The organism is Flavimobilis sp. BM9 (assembly GCF_058313055.1).
In genome coordinates this window covers 121351-137504 of the sequence record NZ_JBZEMO010000002.1, presented here as the reverse complement: position 1 = coordinate 137504, position 16154 = coordinate 121351, and the positions used below count along the sequence as shown (strand labels likewise).

The window sequence follows — 16154 nt, the reverse complement described above, 5'->3', positions numbered from 1 at the left end:
TCAGGCCTCCTTGCGCATGCCGCGCAGCTGCACGACGTAGGCGATGACCATCGTGAGCAGGCCCATGATGATCGCGACGGTCGCGGAGTAGTTGTACTGCTGGCCCGAGAAGGACAGCGAGTAGGCGTAGAGGTTCGGCGTGAAGAACGTCGTGATCGCGTTCGGCGCCATCGCCTGCAGGATGCTCGGTTCGTTGAACAGCTGGAAGCTGCCGATGATCGAGAAGATGAGCGCGACGACCAGGGAGCCCCGGATCGCGGGGATCTTGATCGCGCTGATGACGCGCCACTGACCGGCGCCGTCGATCTCGGCAGCCTCGTAGAGCGAGGTCGGGACGGTGCGCAGCGCCGAGAAGAAGATCAGCATGTTGTAGCCGACGAACTCCCAGGTCACGATGTTGCCGATCGCGAGGAGGATCCACTCGGGTGCGAGCGGGTTGGGGATCGACGTGCCGAGGAGCTCGTTGAGGTTGCCGATCAGGCCGAAGCGCGTGCCGTACATGAAGCCCCACATGAGTGCGGCGACGACGGCGGGAACGGCGTACGGCATGAAGATCGCGATGCGGAAGAAGTTGCGACCGTGCAGGCGCCCGGAGTCGATCGCGAGGGCGACGAGCAGGGCGATGCCGAGCATGATCGGCACCTGGACGACGAGGAAGAGCGAGACCCGGCTGAGCGCCGACCAGAACTTGTCGTCGCGCAAGGCGGCCGAGTAGTTGTCGAGGCCGACGAAGGCGTTGCCGCCCACGAGCTGCTTGCGGAAGAGGCTCAGGTAGATCGAGTAGGCGATCGGGGCGAGGAACGTCAGGGTGAAGACGCCCATGAACGGCCCGATGAAACCCCAGCCGACCCATCGGCGGTCCAGACGCCGCGGGCGCCGGCGGCTGCCGGCTCGCGAAGTCGGGGTGGTGACGCTCTGTTGCACGTGCGGCACTCCTTCGTGTCCAGTGATGTTTACGTCAACATCACGGCGAGCGTGGCATGCTCATGCCGCGGGTGTCAACGGGATCGCACCCCGCGAGACTATTCTGTGACCCGACGATGGTTGCGTCACCATCGCTGCTCCACCCGACGGGAGAGGTGCCCTATGGACCGCCCCACCACGAGCCAGCCCCGCACCTCGCGGCGCCGCTCCGGCCCTTCGATCGGCGACGTCGCCGCGCTCGCGGGCGTGTCCGCCCAGACCGTCTCCCGCGTGTCCACGGGGGCCGACGTCGTGCGTCCCGAGACCCGCGAACGCGTCCTCGCCGCGATGGAAGAGCTCGGCTACTCGCCCAACAACGCGGCGCGGGCCCTGCGGATGGGCAGCTTCGGCGTCCTGGGCGTCGTCGCCCACCGGCTGTCCCGTGCGGGCGAGTCCCACACGATCGACGCGCTCGTCGAGGCCGCGCGACGCGAGCGCTTCACCGTCAACCTCGTCGACGTCGAGAACCCCGCGTCGACCGGTGTCGACGAGGCAGTCCGACGGCTCTCGCACCAGGCGATCGACGGACTCGTCATCATCCGCGCCGAGACGGTCACCCCCGAGACGCTCGCGCTGCCGCCGCACCTTCCCGTCGTCGTCTCTGACTCGCGGTTCGTCGGGCACCACCCCGCCGTCGGCGCGGACCAGGAAGGCGGCACGCGCGACGCGATCGCCCACCTCCTCGGGCTCGGCCACCGGACCGTGCACCACCTCGCCGGGCCCGCCGACAGCGGCCCTGCGAGCCAGCGCGTCAACGCCTGGCGGGCCTCCCTCGAGGCGCACGGCTGCGAGGTCCACGAACCGCTGCGGGGCGACTGGACCGCGGCGTCGGGCTATGCGCTCGGCTCGCGGTTCGCCTCCGACCCGGCCGTGACGGCCGTCTTCTGCGCGAACGACGAGATGGCCGCGGGCCTCATGCTCGCGCTGCACGAGCTCGGCCGCCGGGTGCCTGAGGACGTGTCGGTCGTCGGCTTCGACGACATCCCGCTGTCGCGCTACCTGTGGCCGCCGCTGACGACCGTCAAGCAGGACTTCGCGCGGATCGGCGAGGAGCTCGTGCACCTGCTCGTCGAGCAGGTCCGGAACCGCACCGTCCTCGCCGACCGGCACATCCTCGTGCCGACGCGGCTCGTCGTCCGACGCAGCACGGGCGCCCCGCGGCGCTGAGCCGGCGCGCCGAGGCGGTGCCCCCACCGCGCCGAGCCCGACCCTTCCCGTCTCCCGGCGATCGCCCAGATGCACGGGTGGAGTGTGCGTGGGGGCGATCGGTGGGTGGGCGGGCGGGGCCCGAGGTGGTGCGTCCTTGATGGTGACGTCACCAGCGGCCGGGGGTCCGCCGAGGTTCAGCTCCTCTTGACGACGCCTTCATCCCCTGACAGGCTGGCCCGCGGCGTCGATGTTGACGTAAACACTGCGCATCGCGACGCTGCCTCCCCCTCCTCGCTCAACGTTGAGAAGAGAGTCCCCTGATGACCAGCACACCGCACGCGCGTCGACGGCGCGCCCTCGCCAGCGCGCTCGCCGCGTCCCTCGCCGCAGGAGGTGTCGTCGCGGGCGCGACGAGCGCCTCCGCCGCACCGCTCCCCAGCGCGACGGCGACCGCCGCCGCCCGTCCCACGACCATCACCCCCAACCCCGCCTACGCGGGCGAGCCCTTCCAGGGTTGGGGCAACTCGCTCGTCTGGTTCGCGAACGCGACCGGCGACTACCCGGACGAGCTGCGCGAGCAGCTCTTCGACCTCGTGTTCGGGGCCGACGGCCTCAACATGAACGTCGCCCGGTACAACATCGGCGGCGGACGCGCCTCCGACGTCGGCGACTACTTCCGGCAGGGCGCCGCGGTCGACGGCTACTGGGCCGAAGACCTCAGCGACGACCCCGCGAGCCTGTACGGACCCGTCACCACGAGCTTCGCCGACCGCGCCGCGCTCGCCGCCGCGTGGGACCCCGACGACGAGGCGAGCTACGACTGGACCAAGGACGCGACCCAGCGCTGGTGGCTCGAGCGCCTCGCGCAAGCCCGCGAGGACCTCGTCCTCGAGGGCTTCGCCAACTCCCCGCCCTTCTTCATGACGAACTCCGGCTACACCTCGGGCGGTGCGAGCTCCACGACGGAGCAGGTGCTGACGTCCGACGGCGTCCCCGCCAAGTTCGCCGGCTACCTCACCCGGGTCGTCGAGCACCTCGAGGACACGTACGACGTCGACTTCCAGACGGTCACGCCGTTCAACGAGCCGTGCACCGGCTACTGGTCCACGCCGTCCGGCCGCCTTGCAGACGGCATCACCCCGTTCACGAACGCGGTGAAGAAGCCCCAGGAGGGCGCGCAGATCTGTGCAGGCCCGGGCGCGGGGCAGCAGCAGGCGCTCGTCAAGCTCCTCGCTGACGAGCTCGAGGCGTCGACCTCGGACGCGGTGGTCTCTGCGAACGACGAGACCCACCCGCAGAACTTCAACAACGCGTGGAAGCAGTACGACGCCGCGACGCGCGCCGACGTCGGCCAGATCAACGTCCACACGTACTGGTCCGGCGGCCGCATGCAGGCGCGTGACAACGCGCTCGCCAGCGAGAAGCCGCTGTGGATGAGCGAGACCGGCGGCGACTTCGTGGGCGGCGGCTTCGACCCCGTCGCGATCAGCGGCGGCCTCGGCCTCGCCCAGAAGATCACCGAGGACCTCCGCGAGCTCCAGCCGAACGCCTACGTCCTGTGGCAGGAGGTCGAGGACTTCTACAACATGGAGAAGGGCGAGAACCTCAACTGGGGTTCCGTCTTCATCGACTTCGACTGCGAGTGGACCGGCACCGACGGCTCCGTCGTCGCCGAGGCCGACGCGATCGGCTTCAAGTCGCAGCGCCGCGTCGCCGACGCGATCGCCGCCGGCGGCACGGCCGCGGACGTGGCCGACTGCTCGATCGTCACCAACTCCAAGTTCGACACGATGCGCAACTTCATGCGCTTCATCACCCCCGGCGACCGCTTCGTCGCGGTCGACGACGCGACCTCGACCGCAGCGGTCGGTGCCGACGGCACGAGCCTGAGCGTCGTGCACACCAACGCCACCACCGCGGACCGCACGGTCGTCCTCGACCTGTCCCGCTTCGGTGACGTCGCGCAGGGCGCGACCGTCACGCCCTACGTCACGACCCAGGCGTCCGACGTCGACGACACGTCGACCGCTCTCGTCGCCGGCACCCCGGTCACGGTCGACCGCGACGCGCGCACCGCGACGCTCACGGTCCCCGCGCGCTCCGTCACGACGTTCGAGGTGTCCGGCGTCTCCGGCGTCGCCCCCGCCGCCGAGCCGCTCCGCGACGGCGACACCGTCCAGGTCGTCGGCGTGCAGTCGGGCAAGGCCCTCACGCTCTCGACCGCGAGCACGACGACGATCACGTCGCCCGCGACGACGTCCGCCGCGCTCCCGCGTCAGCTCTGGGTCGCGCACGAGACGTCCGACGCCTCGGCCGTCGCGGGCCGCCGCACGTTCGCGCTCGAGTCCGTCCACGACGGCCGGTTCCTCGGCGCGACGAGCGCCGGGACCGACCTGCGCGCCATGCCCCTGGACGAGGCGAGCACCACGCCCGGCACACGCTGGCACCTCACGACGCTCGACGGCGTCACCTGGTCCCTCGTCAACGCCGTGACGGCGTCCTCGCTCGAGGTGGGCGGCCAGTCGACGTCCGAGAACGCGCGCGTCGGCGTCTACGAGTCGAACGGTGGCGCGAACCAGCGTTGGACGGTCCGTTCCGTGAGCGAGACGCCTGTCGTGGCCCCGCTCACCGCGCGCACGCAGGTCGGGGTGCCCGCCAGCCTCCCGGCGACCGTCGTCCCGACCTACTCGTGGGGCTCCGGCGTCGCGACGCCGATCACGTGGAACGTCCCCGCCGACGCGTGGCAGACCGCCGGCACCGTGACGATCACCGGGACCGGCACCGACGTCTACGGCAACCCCGTGACCGACGCGCGCGTCGTCGTCGAGGTCGGCCAGGTCGCTGCCGCCGACCCGGTGTCCGTGACCGTCGTCGCCGGCTCGTCGCCCGCGCTCCTCGCGGCCTGGGCGCCGTCGACCGTGCCCACGCAGGTCGGTCTCGGCGACTCGCGCTTCGACCTGCCCGTCACGTGGGCGCTCGACGACGTCGACGCGGCTGCGCTCGCCGACCCCGGGCGGCTGACCGTCCGCGGCACCGTCGCGGCCTCCGCCACGGGCGCGGCCGACGTCCCCGCGACGCTCCATGTGATCGTGGTGCCCGCCGGTGGCGAGGAGAACGTCGCGCTCACGTCGACGCCGTCGGCCGCCGACTTCACCGAGTCCGGCTACCCGGTCTCGCGGACGATCAACGGCAACACGACCGACAAGGGCTGGTCCAACTGGAAGGACACCAAGGAGACGCGCGCGACCCTGACGTACGCGCTCGCGCGGCCCGAGGTCGTCGAGAGCGTGCGCGTCTACTTCTACAAGGACGGGTCGAGCTACACGTGGCCGACGACGATGCGCGTCCAGCACCGTGACCCCCGCACGGGGACGTGGGTCGACTCGGGCGACCTCGTCTCCCTGCCCGAGCAGGCGACCGCTCCGGTCGTCGACCTGCCGGTCGGCGCCGCGACGGACGCGGTCCGCGTCGTGCTCGACGCGCGCGCAGCGACGCACATCATCGTGTCCGAGGTCGAGGTGTACGCCCAGGTCGGTGCGGCATCGTCGGTCACGGACCTCGCACGCCTCACGGTGGGCGGCGTCGACGTCGACGGCCTCGACCCCGCGGTCCACGCGTACGAGGTGAAGGCGCGCGGGTCCCAGCCCGTCGTGCGGGCCGTGCCCGTCGACGGTGCGGCGACGGTCGACGTCGCGCGTGCAGGCGACGTCGTCACGGTCACCGTGACGGCGCCGAGCGGTGCGACGTCGGTGACGACCGTGACGCTCGACAAGGAGGTCGGTCTGGACGCGGTGCGCATCGCGGGCAGCCCGGTCGCGGGCGGCACGCTCACGGCGCAGGCCACGGCGGACCCTGCCGACGCCCGGCTCTCGTACCGCTGGACCGTCGGCGGTGTGACCGTCCCTGGTGCGACCAGCTCGACGTGGACGCCCGGTCTCACCCACGTCGGTGCTTCTGTGGCGGCTGAGATCACGGCCGTGGCCGACGGGTTCCGCACGTCGAGCGTCGTCACTGCTCCCGTCGTCGTCCTCGATGGGCGTGCCGCGAGCGCCGTGCGCCTCATGCCGTCGGCGACGTCGGTCGTCGAGGGTGCCTCGGTGACCCTGGCAGCGACGGTGACGTCGGCGCAGCAGTCCGCGGTCGCGGGCGGCACGGTGGCGTTCTACGACGGCTCGGCGCAGCTCGGGTCCGTCAAGGTCGGTGCCGACGGCCGGGCCGAGCTCGTCGTGAAGCAGCCTGCGGTCGGCACGAGGACGTACACGGCGACGTTCGCGCCGGCCGCGTCCGCGGAGACGGTCGTCGCACCGGCGACGTCGGGCGCTGCGGTCGTGACCGTCACGAAGGCTCCGGTCGAGCCTCCCGTCGTGGCCTCGCGCACGACCGTGTCGGTGAGCCCGACGTCGCTCACGACGCAGGTGAAGCCTGTCGTCACGGTCGGCGTCACGGCTGCGGGCAAGGCGGCGAGCGGCACGGTCACCGTCACGGTGCGACGTGGTGCGAAGGTCGTCGCGACCCGGACGGGGACGCTCTCGCGCGGCACCGCGAAGGTGACGTTCCCGCGCCTCACGACGCACGGCGCCTATCAGGTCACGGCGCGCTACGCGGGTGCGGCGGGCGTCGTGGCGTCGGAGGGCAAGGCGACCATCACGGTCCTGCGCGCGACGACGACCAAGGCCTCGCTCGCGAAGAAGAAGGTCCGCGCCTCCGCGCGGGCCCAGGTCGCGGTCAAGGTCGGCGCGACCCCGCGCGCGACCGTGACGGGCAAGGTCAAGGTCGCGGTCTACCGCGGCTCGAAGGTCGTGTCGACGAAGACCGTCAGTCTGAAGACGTCGGGCGCGACGGTGCGGCTCGACCGGCTCAAGCAGGGCAAGTACACGGTCCGGGTGACCTACCTGGGCTCGTCGTCGGCGTCGTCGTCGAAGGCGAGGTCGCTGAAGCTCACCGTGACGCGCTGAGCCGAGCCTGACCGTCCGGCGTGCGACAGCCGGACGGTCGGGCCGCGACGACGGATCGCCCGCATGCACGACTGACGTGTGCATGCGGGCGATCCGTGCGTGGGAGGCGAGGGGCGCCGTGTCTACTCGGCGAGGATCAGGTACAGCGCCCTGCGGACCTCGTCGAGCTTCTCGGTCGCGGCGGCCCGCTGCTCGTCGGTCGCGCCGTGGCGCAGCTGCTGGATCGCGCCGCGCAGCTTTGTCACGCTCTCGTGGAAGGCGACGTCGGTCGCCGACTGCCCGGGGGTCGTCGCCCAGGTGCGGGCGATCTGCTCCGCATTCTCCGCGACGTACGTGCGCCCGGCCTCGGAGAGCGTGTACTCCGTGCCGCGACCTTCGCCGGTCGTGTCGACGAGACCCTCGTCGACGAGCTGCTGGAGCGTCGGGTAGACCGAGCCTGGGCTCGGTCGCCAGACGTCGCCCGTCCGGGCGGCGATCGACTTGATCAGGCCGTAGCCGTTCGACGGCTCCTCGGCGAGGAGCGACAGGACGGCGAGGCGGACGTCGCCGCGACCGGCGCGCCGAGGGCCGCGGCCGTGACGACGCGGGCCGCCCGGACCGAACGGCCCCGGCCCGAACGGCCCCGGTCCGAACGGTCCCGGACCGAACGGCCCCGGTCCGAAGCGGCCGAAGCCGGGGTCGAGGTCGTCCTCGTCGAGGTCGGCCGGAGGGCCGCCGGGGCCGAATCCTGCGGGGCCGAACGCGCGCGGGTCGCCCTGGCGGGGGCGCGGGGCGTCGTCCGGTCCGAAGTCGCCGTGGTGGCGCCGGCGGCCGCGGCGCGGTCCGTCGGGGCTGAAGAGGTCTGGGGTGATGCGTGGGGTCCTCATGGGGCTCCCCCTCTCTGTCGTGCGCGGCGTGACTCTCGTGCCGCAGCGATACTTCACGATATATCGCTGACGGATCGGCGGTCAAGAGTCGCCGGGCCCTGCGAGCTCACTCTTCGAAGAGGTAGCCCATCCCTGGCTGCGTGATGATGTGCCGGGGAGCAGAAGGATCGTCCTCGAGCTTTCGACGAAGCTGAGCCGTATACACCCGCAGGTAGTTCGTCTCAGCCGAGTAGGCAGGCCCCCACACCTCGTGCAGCAGCTGCACCCGCCCGACCATCCGGCCGCGGTTGCGCACCAGCACCTCCAGGACCGACCACTCCGTCGGGCTGAGACGCACCTCCGCACCGCCGCGGCGCACCTGGCGACGCGCCAGGTCGATCCGCAGGTCACCGGCGACGACCACCGGATCCTGTCCCGACACGCCGGCTGGCGCGCCGCGCCGCACCGCTGCCCGGAGCCGCGCGAGCAGCTCGTTCATCGCGAACGGCTTGGTCACATAGTCGTCCGCGCCCGCATCGAGCGCATCCACCTTGTCGTCACCCAGGTGCCTCGCCGACAGCACGACGATCGGCACCTCGCTCCATCCGCGCAGCCCTGCGATGACCTCCAGACCGCTCATGTCCGGCAGCCCCAGGTCCAGCAGCACGACGTCGGGGTGGGAGCGTGCCGCAAGCTCGAGCGCATCGGCGCCGGTCGACGCCGTCGCCACGCTCCATCCGTGCACACGCAGGTTGATCGATAGCGCACGAACGAGGCCTGCGTCGTCGTCGGCGACGAGGACCGACGTGCCCGGCGGCGCACCGCCACCGGTTGGACTGTCGCGCGTCACAGCTCCTCCTCCTGGACCCGGCCAACCGCGATGGGAACCGTCAGGACCATCGTGAGTCCTCCTCGGGGAGTGTCCTCGACAGAGAGCGTCGCCCCGACCGCCTCGACGAACCCGCGCGCCACCGCGAGCCCCAGACCCAACCCGTCCGACGAGGTGTCTCCGAGCCGTTGGAACGGCTCGAACATCAGCGCCTTGTGCGAGGCGTCGAGGCCCGGGCCACGATCGACTATCCGGATCTCGACCTCTCCGGGACGCGCGGAGGCCGTCACCAGCACGGGGATGCCGGGCGGAGAGAACCGCACGGCGTTCGCCGTCACGTTGGCGACAGCACGTTCGAGCAGGCCGGCGTCCGTGAGCACGAGCGGCAGGTTGTCCGGCACGTCCAGGCGAACCTCGTCCGCGGTGAACGGCTCGACGGCGAGAGGCACGATCTCGTCGACGGACCGTGGCAGCAGGAGCGGACGCACGCTCCCCGTCTGCAGCCGCGACAGGTCGAGCAGGTTCGCGATGAGGCGCTCCAGGCGAGTCGTCGAGTCCGAGATCGTCTCGAGCAGCACGTGCTCATCCGCGACGCTCAGCCCGATGTCGGCTGCCGCGCCATGGCCGTCGGCGACGAGTCCGTCGAGAGAGGCGCGGATCGAGGAGAGCGGCGTCCGAAGGTCGTGCGACACGGCCGCGAGGAGCGCGGTGCGGGTCGCATCCGCCTGTGCCAGGGCCTCGGACTGCGCGGCCTGCTCGCGCAGCCGACGATACTCGAGCACGATCCCTGCCTGGGCAGCGAAGGCCTCGAGCACCTGCCGGTCGCTGGCAGGCAGCACCCGGCCTAGCACGACGAGCCGTCGGTCGTCGTCGATACGCACCTCCGTCCGCACCGGGTCGTCCTCGTGGCGCTGGCCAGAACGCTCGGCGTGCGCGACCGTGACCCAGCCTGCCCGGGGGTCAGAGCGGGTCTCGAGCCGGACCTCCGACACGGCGAACGTCTCCGCGAGCCGCTCGACGACGGCCTCCGCCGTGTCGTCCCCAGAGAGAACCGAACGGGAGAGCGCGGCGAGCGTCGCAGCCTCGGCGCGCGCCCGGTAGGCCTGTGCGCTGCGCCGGGCCGCCAGGTCGACCACGGACGCGACCGACACAGCGACGAGGACGAACACGAGAAGCGCGAGCGCGTTCTCAGGACTCGACACGGTGAGCATCCCCGTCGGCGGCGTGAAGAACCAGTTGACCGACACGAAGGACACCACCGCGGCGGCGACGGCTGGCCAAAGGCCACCGACCAGCGCGACCGCGACCGTCGCAGCGAGGAAGAGCATGAGCTCGCTCGTGAGCGGCGCGTCGGCCTGCACCAGGGCGATCCCCAGCGTGAGCAAGGCCGGCAGGATGGCGGCAAGCAGCCATCCTGTGGCCTGCCGAGCCTGCGAGAGAGACGATCCCGTCCGGCGGAAAGTGAGCTGCGTCCGCGCCCGCTCGTGCGTGACGAGGTGGACATCGATGCTCCCTGCGAGGTGCGCCATCTGCGCGCTGGAGGAGCCGAGGACCGCCTCGCGGAGGCGGGAGCTGCGGGAGACCCCCACGACGATCATCGTGGCGTTCACCCCGCGGGCGAAGTCGACGACCGCGGTGGGGACGTCCTCCCCGACGACCGTGTGGAACGTCCCGCCGAGCGCCTCGACGAGCTCGCGGTCGGCAGCGATCGCGGCAGAGGGCGCGGAGGGGAGCCCATCCGTCGCCAGGACGTGGACCGCGAGGAGCTCTGAGCCTGCGACCCGCTGCGCGATGCGCGCGCCGCGCCGCAGGAGCGTGGTGGTCTCAGGGCCCCCCGTGACAGCGACGACGATGCGCTCGCGCGCTGGCCACGTCCCCTCGATGTCGTGGTCCGAGCGGTACCTGGTGAGCGCGTCGTCGACGCTGTCCGCGAGCCACAGGAGGGCGACCTCCCGCAACGCCGTGAGGTTGCCGACGCGGAAGTAAGACGACAGCGACGCGTCGATCTGCTCCGCCCGATAGACGTTCCCGTGCGCGAGCCGTCTGCGCAACGCGTCGGGGGAGAGGTCGACCAGCTGTACCTGGTCCGCGGCGCGGACGATGTGGTCCGGCACCGTCTCACGCTGACGTACACCTGTGATCGCCTCGACGGCGTCCCCGAGGGACTCGAGGTGCTGGATGTTGACGGTGGTGACGACGTCGATCCCGGCGTCGAGCACCTCCTGCACGTCCTGCCACCGACGTGAGTTCCGTGCTCCCGCCGGGTTGGTGTGCGCGAGCTCGTCGATGAGAGCGACGTCGGGTGCGCGCCGTAGGACGGCGTCGACATCGAGCTCGGCCAGCTCTGTGCCGCGGTGGTTCACGAGCGTGCGGGGCATCACCTCGAGGTCGCCGATCTGGGCAGCGGTAGCGGCGCGCCCGTGCGTCTCGACGAGACCGACGACGACGTCTGTGCCACGGTCGCGCCGCCGCCGCGCCTCGTCGAGCATCGCGAAGGTCTTGCCGACGCCGGGGGCCGCACCCAGGTAGACAGTGAGCCGCCCGGGCCGGCGGACGTCAGGCATGCGCACCTCTCATGAGGACATCATGCCCAGCGCGAGGTTCAGCTCGAGCACGTTGACGCGAGGTTCGCCGAGGATGCCGAGGTCGCGGGCGGTCGTGCGGTCGACGACGAGTGCCCGCACCGAAGCAACCGGCAGTCCGCGAGCCGCCGCCACGCGGGACACCTGCTGCAGGGCGTAGGCGGGCGAGACGTGCGGGTCCAGCCCCGATCCCGAGGCGGTCAGCGCGTCGGCCGGCACGTCCCCCGGAGCGGCGCCATCAGCCTCCACCACGGCGCGCCGTCTGTCCTGCACCGTCGCGAGCAGCTCACGGTTGAGCGGGCCGAGGTTCGACCCGCCTGAGGCGAGGGTGTCGTAGCCGTCGCCAGCAGCCGAGGGGCGCGGGTGGAACCACTCGGCGCCGTCGGACGCCTGGGAGATCAGGAGCGAGCCGACGGCTTCCGTGCGGGTCGTCGTGCGCTCGCCCTGCGCTGTGACGAGCGATCCGTTCGCCTGCCACGGGAACGCGAGCTGCCCGACGGCGACCACCGCGAGCGGGTAGAGGGCGCCGAGCGCGACGGTGAGCACGACGAGCGCGCGCAGACCGGCGAGGCTCTGCCGGGCGAACGCGACGATGCTGCGCCGCAGGCCGCGGCTGCGCGAGGCGGAGGAGCGCGGGCCGGAGCCCTTGTCGTGAACCATGTCAGCCGATCCAGGGGAGGAGGGAGATCAGGAGGTCGAGGATCTTGATGCCCACGAACGGGGCGATGAGCCCGCCGAGCCCGTAGACGAGGAGGTTGCGTCGGAGCATCGACGAGGCGGGGGCGGGCCGGTAGGCCGCTCCCTGCAGCGAGAGCGGGATCAGGGCGACGATGATGAGGGCGTTGAACACGACGGCTGACAAGATCGCCGACTCGGGGCTGGACAGCCGCATGATGTCGAGAGCGCCGAGCTGGGGGAACACGGCCACGAACATCGCGGGCAAGATGGCGAAGTACTTCGCCACGTCGTTGGCGATCGAGAACGTCGTCAGTGCGCCGCGTGTGATGAGCAGCTGCTTGCCGATCCGCACGATCTCGATGAGCTTGGTGGGGTCCGAGTCGAGATCGACCATGTTGCCCGCCTCCTTGGCGGCGGTCGTGCCGGTGTTCATCGCGACGCCGACGTCCGCCTGCGCGAGGGCTGGGGCGTCGTTGGTACCGTCCCCAGCCATCGCGACAAGGTGACCAGCCGCCTGCTCCCGGCGGATGAGGGAGAGCTTGTCCTCGGGGGTCGCTTCGGCGAGCACCTCGTCGACGCCAGCCTCGGCACCGATCGCCTTGGCGGTGATCGCGTTGTCGCCGGTGACCATGACCGTGCGGATGCCCATCGCGCGTAGCTCGTCGAAGCGCGCCCTGAGGCCGTCCTTGACGACGTCCTTGAGGTGGACCACCCCGAGGGCCCGTGCCGGAGAAGCACCCCTCTGCACCGCAACGACGAGCGGGGTGCCGCCCGTGGTGCTCACCTCGTCGACGAGAGCCTGCACCTGATTGGGCGTGCTACCTCCGGTCGAGCGCACCCACGCACCTACCGCGCTCGCGGCCCCCTTGCGGATGCTCACGGCGGGATCGGCGCGCCCGTCGGGCGCAGGGAGGTCGACGCCGCTCATGCGGGTGGTCGCGCTGAACGGGACGAGCACGGCGCCCGCTGGCAAGGGGCCCGTCCGGGTGGACGGCCGCTCGCTCTGCCCCCCGGTCGGTCCTTCGGCCGGTTCTTCCGCCCAGCCGTCGTCGACCAGGTCGACGACGCTCCGCCCCTCGGGGGTCTCGTCCGCGAGGGACGCCAGGCGTGCTGACGCTGCGAGCTCCTCGACGGAGATGCCCGGCGCTGGCAGCAAAGCCTTCGCCTGGCGGTTGCCGTATGTGATGGTCCCCGTCTTGTCGAGGAGGAGCACGTCGACGTCTCCAGCTGCCTCGACGGCGCGACCGGACATGGCCAAGACGTTGCGCTGCACGAGCCGGTCCATCCCGGCGATGCCGATCGCCGACAGCAGAGCCCCGATCGTCGTCGGGACGAGACACACGAGGAGGGCGATGAGTACGAGGAGCGGCAGGCGTGCGCCCGAGTACACCGCGAACGGCTGGAGGGTCGCGACCGCGAGCAGGAAGATGATCGTGAGCGAGGAAAGCAGGATGTTGAGGGCGATCTCGTTGGGTGTGCGCTGGCGGTCGGAACCTTCGACGAGCGTGATCATCCTGTCGACGAACGTCGAGCCGGCAGCCGCTGAGATCCGGACGGCGATGGTGTCCGAGAGCACGACGGTGCCACCCGTGACTGCTGAGCGGTCCCCTCCGGACTCCCGGACGACCGGCGCGGACTCGCCCGTGATGGCGGACTCGTCGACGGCGGCAGCACCTTCGATGACATCGCCGTCACCAGGGATGATCTCGCCGGCACGCACGATGACGACGTCCCCGACGCGGAGCGTCGCCGACGGCACCTCGTCGGTGGAACCGAGGATCAGTGGCCCGTCGTGCCGAGAACGCTCGAGCGGCTCGGAGATCCGCCGCGCCGTCGTCTGCTTCTGCGTCGCCCGAAGACTCGAGGCCTGCGCCTTGCCCCGGCTCTCTGCGACCGACTCTGCGAGCGTGGCGAACAGGACGGTCGCCCAGAGCCACACGACGATGGCTACCGCGAAGGCTGACGGGCTCACGGCGGCGAGGACTGTCGAGGCAGCAGCCCCGATCTCGACGACGAGGATGACCGGGGACTCAGCGAGCTGCCGCGGGTCGAGCTTGCGGAGCGCCCCGGGGAGCGCGGCGCGCACCTGCGCCCCGGTCAACACGGGACGGTGGGTTTCGGGCGGGATCTTCGCGGCGGTGGAACCACCGAGCCGGGTCAGTACCGGTGCACTCATGACAGCGACTCCACGACGGGACCTAGGGACAGGACAGGGATGAACGTGAGACCGACCACGATGAGTGCCACGCCGGCAAGCATGCTGGCGAAGAGCGGCTCGTGGGTGGGCAGCGTGCCGGAGGTCGCAGGGACCGAGCGCTGCGAGGAGAGACGTCCGGCAAGTGCCAGGACGAGTGCGACCGGAACGAACCGCCCCGCGAGCATGCACACGCCCAGGAGGGTGTTGTAGAACGGCGTGCTGGTGGTGAGCCCCGCGAACGCTGAACCGTTGTTGTTGCTTGCGGAGGTGACGGCGTACAGCACTTCAGTGAGGCCGTGCGGCCCGCTCTCCTGGATGCCTGCCTGCCCCGCCGGCAACGCCACAGCGAGGCCTGTTCCCACGAGCACGAGCATGGGGACCGTCAGGATGTAGAGGGCGACGAGCGCCATCTCCTGACGGCCGATCTTCTTGCCCAGGTACTCGGGCGTCCGGCCGACCATGAGCCCGGCGATGAACACCGTGACGATCGCGAGGACCAGCATGCCGTAGAGCCCTGAGCCGACACCGCCCGGGGAGACCTCACCGAGCAGCATGCCGAAGGCTGCGACACCTCCACCAGGAGCTGTGAGGGAGTCGTGCATGGAGTTGACGGCACCGGTCGAGGTGCCGGTCGTGGCTGCCGCGAACAGCGCGGACCCGGCGGCGCCGAAGCGCACCTCCTTGCCCTCGAGGGCCCCACCCGCTGCCTGCGGCACGAGTCCGGGTCCTGCCAGCTCCGCCCAGGTGAGCAGCGCGGTGCCAGCGAGGAACAGCGTCCCCATGACGGAGACGATGGCGACACCCTGGCGGCGGTCGCCGACCATCACCCCGAATGTCCGAGGGAGCGAGAAGGGGATGATCAGGAGCAGGAGGACCTCGAGAAGGTTGCTCACAGGGGTCGGGTTCTCCAGGGGGTGCGCCGAGTTGGCGTTGAAGAAACCACCTCCGTTCGTGCCGAGCAGCTTGATCGCCTCCTGGGAGGCAACCGGGCCGCCCAGGAGGTGCTGCGAGCCGCCCGTCAGCGTCCGTGTCACCGTGTGCGGGTCGAAGTTCTGGATCACGCCGGTCGCGACGAGCGCGAGGGCGCCGACGAACGCCAGCGGTAGGAGCGCCCGCACGCACGTCCGGGTCAGGTCGGACCAGAAGTTGCCGACCCGTCCGTCCGTCCCTGAGCGCCGGAGACCGCGGATCATGGCCACCGCCACCGAGATGCCCACCGCAGCCGACACAAAGTTCTGCACGGTGAGCCCGGCCATCTGGAGCAGGTGGCCGGCAGCGGCCTCGCCGGCGTACCACTGCCAGTTGGTGTTGGTCGCGAACGAGACCGCGGTGTTCCACGCCCCCGCTGGATCGAGTCCTTGTGTCCCAACGCTCATCGGCAGCACTCCCTGGAGCCGTGCCAGGCCGAACAGCACCAGAACCGACGCCAGGGAGAACCCGAGCAGCGACAGCAGGTAGGCGGTCCAGCGCTGGTCGGCGTCGGCGTCGACCCGCATGACGCGGTATACGGCCCGCTCGACCCGCAGGTGTCGCGGCGAGGTGAAGACGCGCGCGAGGTAGTCGCCCAGCGGGACGTGCACGGCCGAGAGGACGACCACGAGCACGCCGATCTGGGCGAGGGCTGTCCAGGTGCCGCCCATGTCTCAGAGTCCTCGGCCAGCGCGCAGGAGCCCGCGGAAGAGATACCCGAGCAGCATGATCGCGGCGACGAGCGCGACCGCGTCCTCGGCCCTCATCGGACGTCGGCCTTGTCCGCGGCGCGGGTCGGTGCGTTCCGCGTGACGGTGACGCCCGGGACCGTCCAGGCGTCGACGCGTCTTGCGACGATCGCCACGGTCGCGAAGAACGCGACGCTGAGCAGGATGTAGACCATGTCGGCCATGAGAGCCACGCCTTCGGGAGTCGGTTCGACGAAGCCTGCTGTCGGCAGGCGCGGTCGGTGCACAGTGGTGCACG

Annotated in this window: 10 protein-coding genes; 2 read left to right on the top strand and 8 right to left on the bottom strand. The window is 71.2% G+C overall.

The window, feature by feature from the left end:
• Positions 1 to 924: a carbohydrate ABC transporter permease gene (locus AC4F3Q_RS04670; RefSeq protein WP_350308730.1), complete on the bottom strand. Its 924-nt coding sequence runs from the start codon at positions 922 to 924 to the stop codon at positions 1 to 3.
• 162 nt (positions 925 to 1086) lie between these two features.
• Here AC4F3Q_RS04670 and AC4F3Q_RS04665 point away from each other — a divergent pair, with 162 nt between their 5' ends.
• On the top strand, positions 1087 to 2130 hold the full coding sequence (locus AC4F3Q_RS04665; RefSeq protein ID WP_491038948.1) for a LacI family DNA-binding transcriptional regulator: 1044 nt from the start codon (positions 1087 to 1089) through the stop codon (positions 2128 to 2130).
• 302 nt (positions 2131 to 2432) lie between these two features.
• Positions 2433 to 7067: an Ig-like domain repeat protein gene (locus tag AC4F3Q_RS04660; protein ID WP_491038947.1), complete on the top strand. Its 4635-nt coding sequence runs from the start codon at positions 2433 to 2435 to the stop codon at positions 7065 to 7067.
• 122 nt (positions 7068 to 7189) lie between these two features.
• Here the strand turns inward: AC4F3Q_RS04660 and AC4F3Q_RS04655 are convergent, their stop codons facing one another.
• The 7 genes from AC4F3Q_RS04655 to AC4F3Q_RS04625 form a co-directional block, all read right to left on the bottom strand.
• Positions 7190 to 7933: a PadR family transcriptional regulator gene (locus AC4F3Q_RS04655; protein ID WP_491038946.1), complete on the bottom strand. Its 744-nt coding sequence runs from the start codon at positions 7931 to 7933 to the stop codon at positions 7190 to 7192.
• Between the two features lie 106 nt (positions 7934 to 8039).
• Positions 8040 to 8762: a response regulator gene (locus tag AC4F3Q_RS04650; protein WP_491038945.1), complete on the bottom strand. Its 723-nt coding sequence runs from the start codon at positions 8760 to 8762 to the stop codon at positions 8040 to 8042.
• On the bottom strand, positions 8759 to 11305 hold the full coding sequence (locus tag AC4F3Q_RS04645) for a DUF4118 domain-containing protein (RefSeq protein WP_491038944.1): 2547 nt from the start codon (positions 11303 to 11305) through the stop codon (positions 8759 to 8761). Before AC4F3Q_RS04645 ends, AC4F3Q_RS04650 begins: the two co-directional genes overlap by 4 nt.
• 9 nt (positions 11306 to 11314) lie before the next feature.
• Positions 11315 to 11983, bottom strand: coding sequence for a potassium-transporting ATPase subunit KdpC (gene kdpC, locus AC4F3Q_RS04640; protein ID WP_491038943.1), 669 nt, complete (start codon positions 11981 to 11983; stop codon positions 11315 to 11317).
• 1 nt (position 11984) lies between these two features.
• Complete coding sequence (kdpB, locus tag AC4F3Q_RS04635) at positions 11985 to 14177, bottom strand: potassium-transporting ATPase subunit KdpB (RefSeq protein ID WP_491038942.1); 2193 nt, start codon at positions 14175 to 14177, stop codon at positions 11985 to 11987.
• Positions 14174 to 15838 (bottom strand): potassium-transporting ATPase subunit KdpA, encoded by a 1665-nt coding sequence (kdpA, locus tag AC4F3Q_RS04630; protein ID WP_491038941.1) that lies wholly within the window; start codon positions 15836 to 15838, stop codon positions 14174 to 14176. Before kdpA ends, kdpB begins: the two co-directional genes overlap by 4 nt.
• A 92-nt stretch (positions 15839 to 15930) precedes the next feature.
• Positions 15931 to 16080 carry a hypothetical protein gene (locus AC4F3Q_RS04625; RefSeq protein ID WP_491038940.1) on the bottom strand — a complete coding sequence of 50 codons (150 nt, stop codon included), beginning with the start codon at positions 16078 to 16080 and terminating at the stop codon, positions 15931 to 15933.
• Between the last annotated feature and the right edge of the window lie 74 nt (positions 16081 to 16154).

Bases quoted from the DNA above. Each gene is read 5' to 3' on its own strand.
- AC4F3Q_RS04665 (WP_491038948.1), top strand. From the start codon at position 1,087: ATGGACCGCCCCACCACGAGCCAGCCCCGCACCTCGCGGCGCCGCTCC.
- AC4F3Q_RS04660 (WP_491038947.1), top strand. From the start codon at position 2,433: ATGACCAGCACACCGCACGCGCGTCGACGGCGCGCCCTCGCCAGCGCG.
- AC4F3Q_RS04655 (WP_491038946.1), bottom strand. From the start codon at position 7,933: ATGAGGACCCCACGCATCACCCCAGACCTCTTCAGCCCCGACGGACCG.
- AC4F3Q_RS04645 (WP_491038944.1), bottom strand. From the start codon at position 11,305: ATGCCTGACGTCCGCCGGCCCGGGCGGCTCACTGTCTACCTGGGTGCG.
- kdpC (WP_491038943.1), bottom strand. From the start codon at position 11,983: ATGGTTCACGACAAGGGCTCCGGCCCGCGCTCCTCCGCCTCGCGCAGC.
- kdpB (WP_491038942.1), bottom strand. From the start codon at position 14,177: ATGAGTGCACCGGTACTGACCCGGCTCGGTGGTTCCACCGCCGCGAAG.
- kdpA (WP_491038941.1), bottom strand. From the start codon at position 15,838: ATGGGCGGCACCTGGACAGCCCTCGCCCAGATCGGCGTGCTCGTGGTC.
- AC4F3Q_RS04625 (WP_491038940.1), bottom strand. From the start codon at position 16,080: ATGGCCGACATGGTCTACATCCTGCTCAGCGTCGCGTTCTTCGCGACC.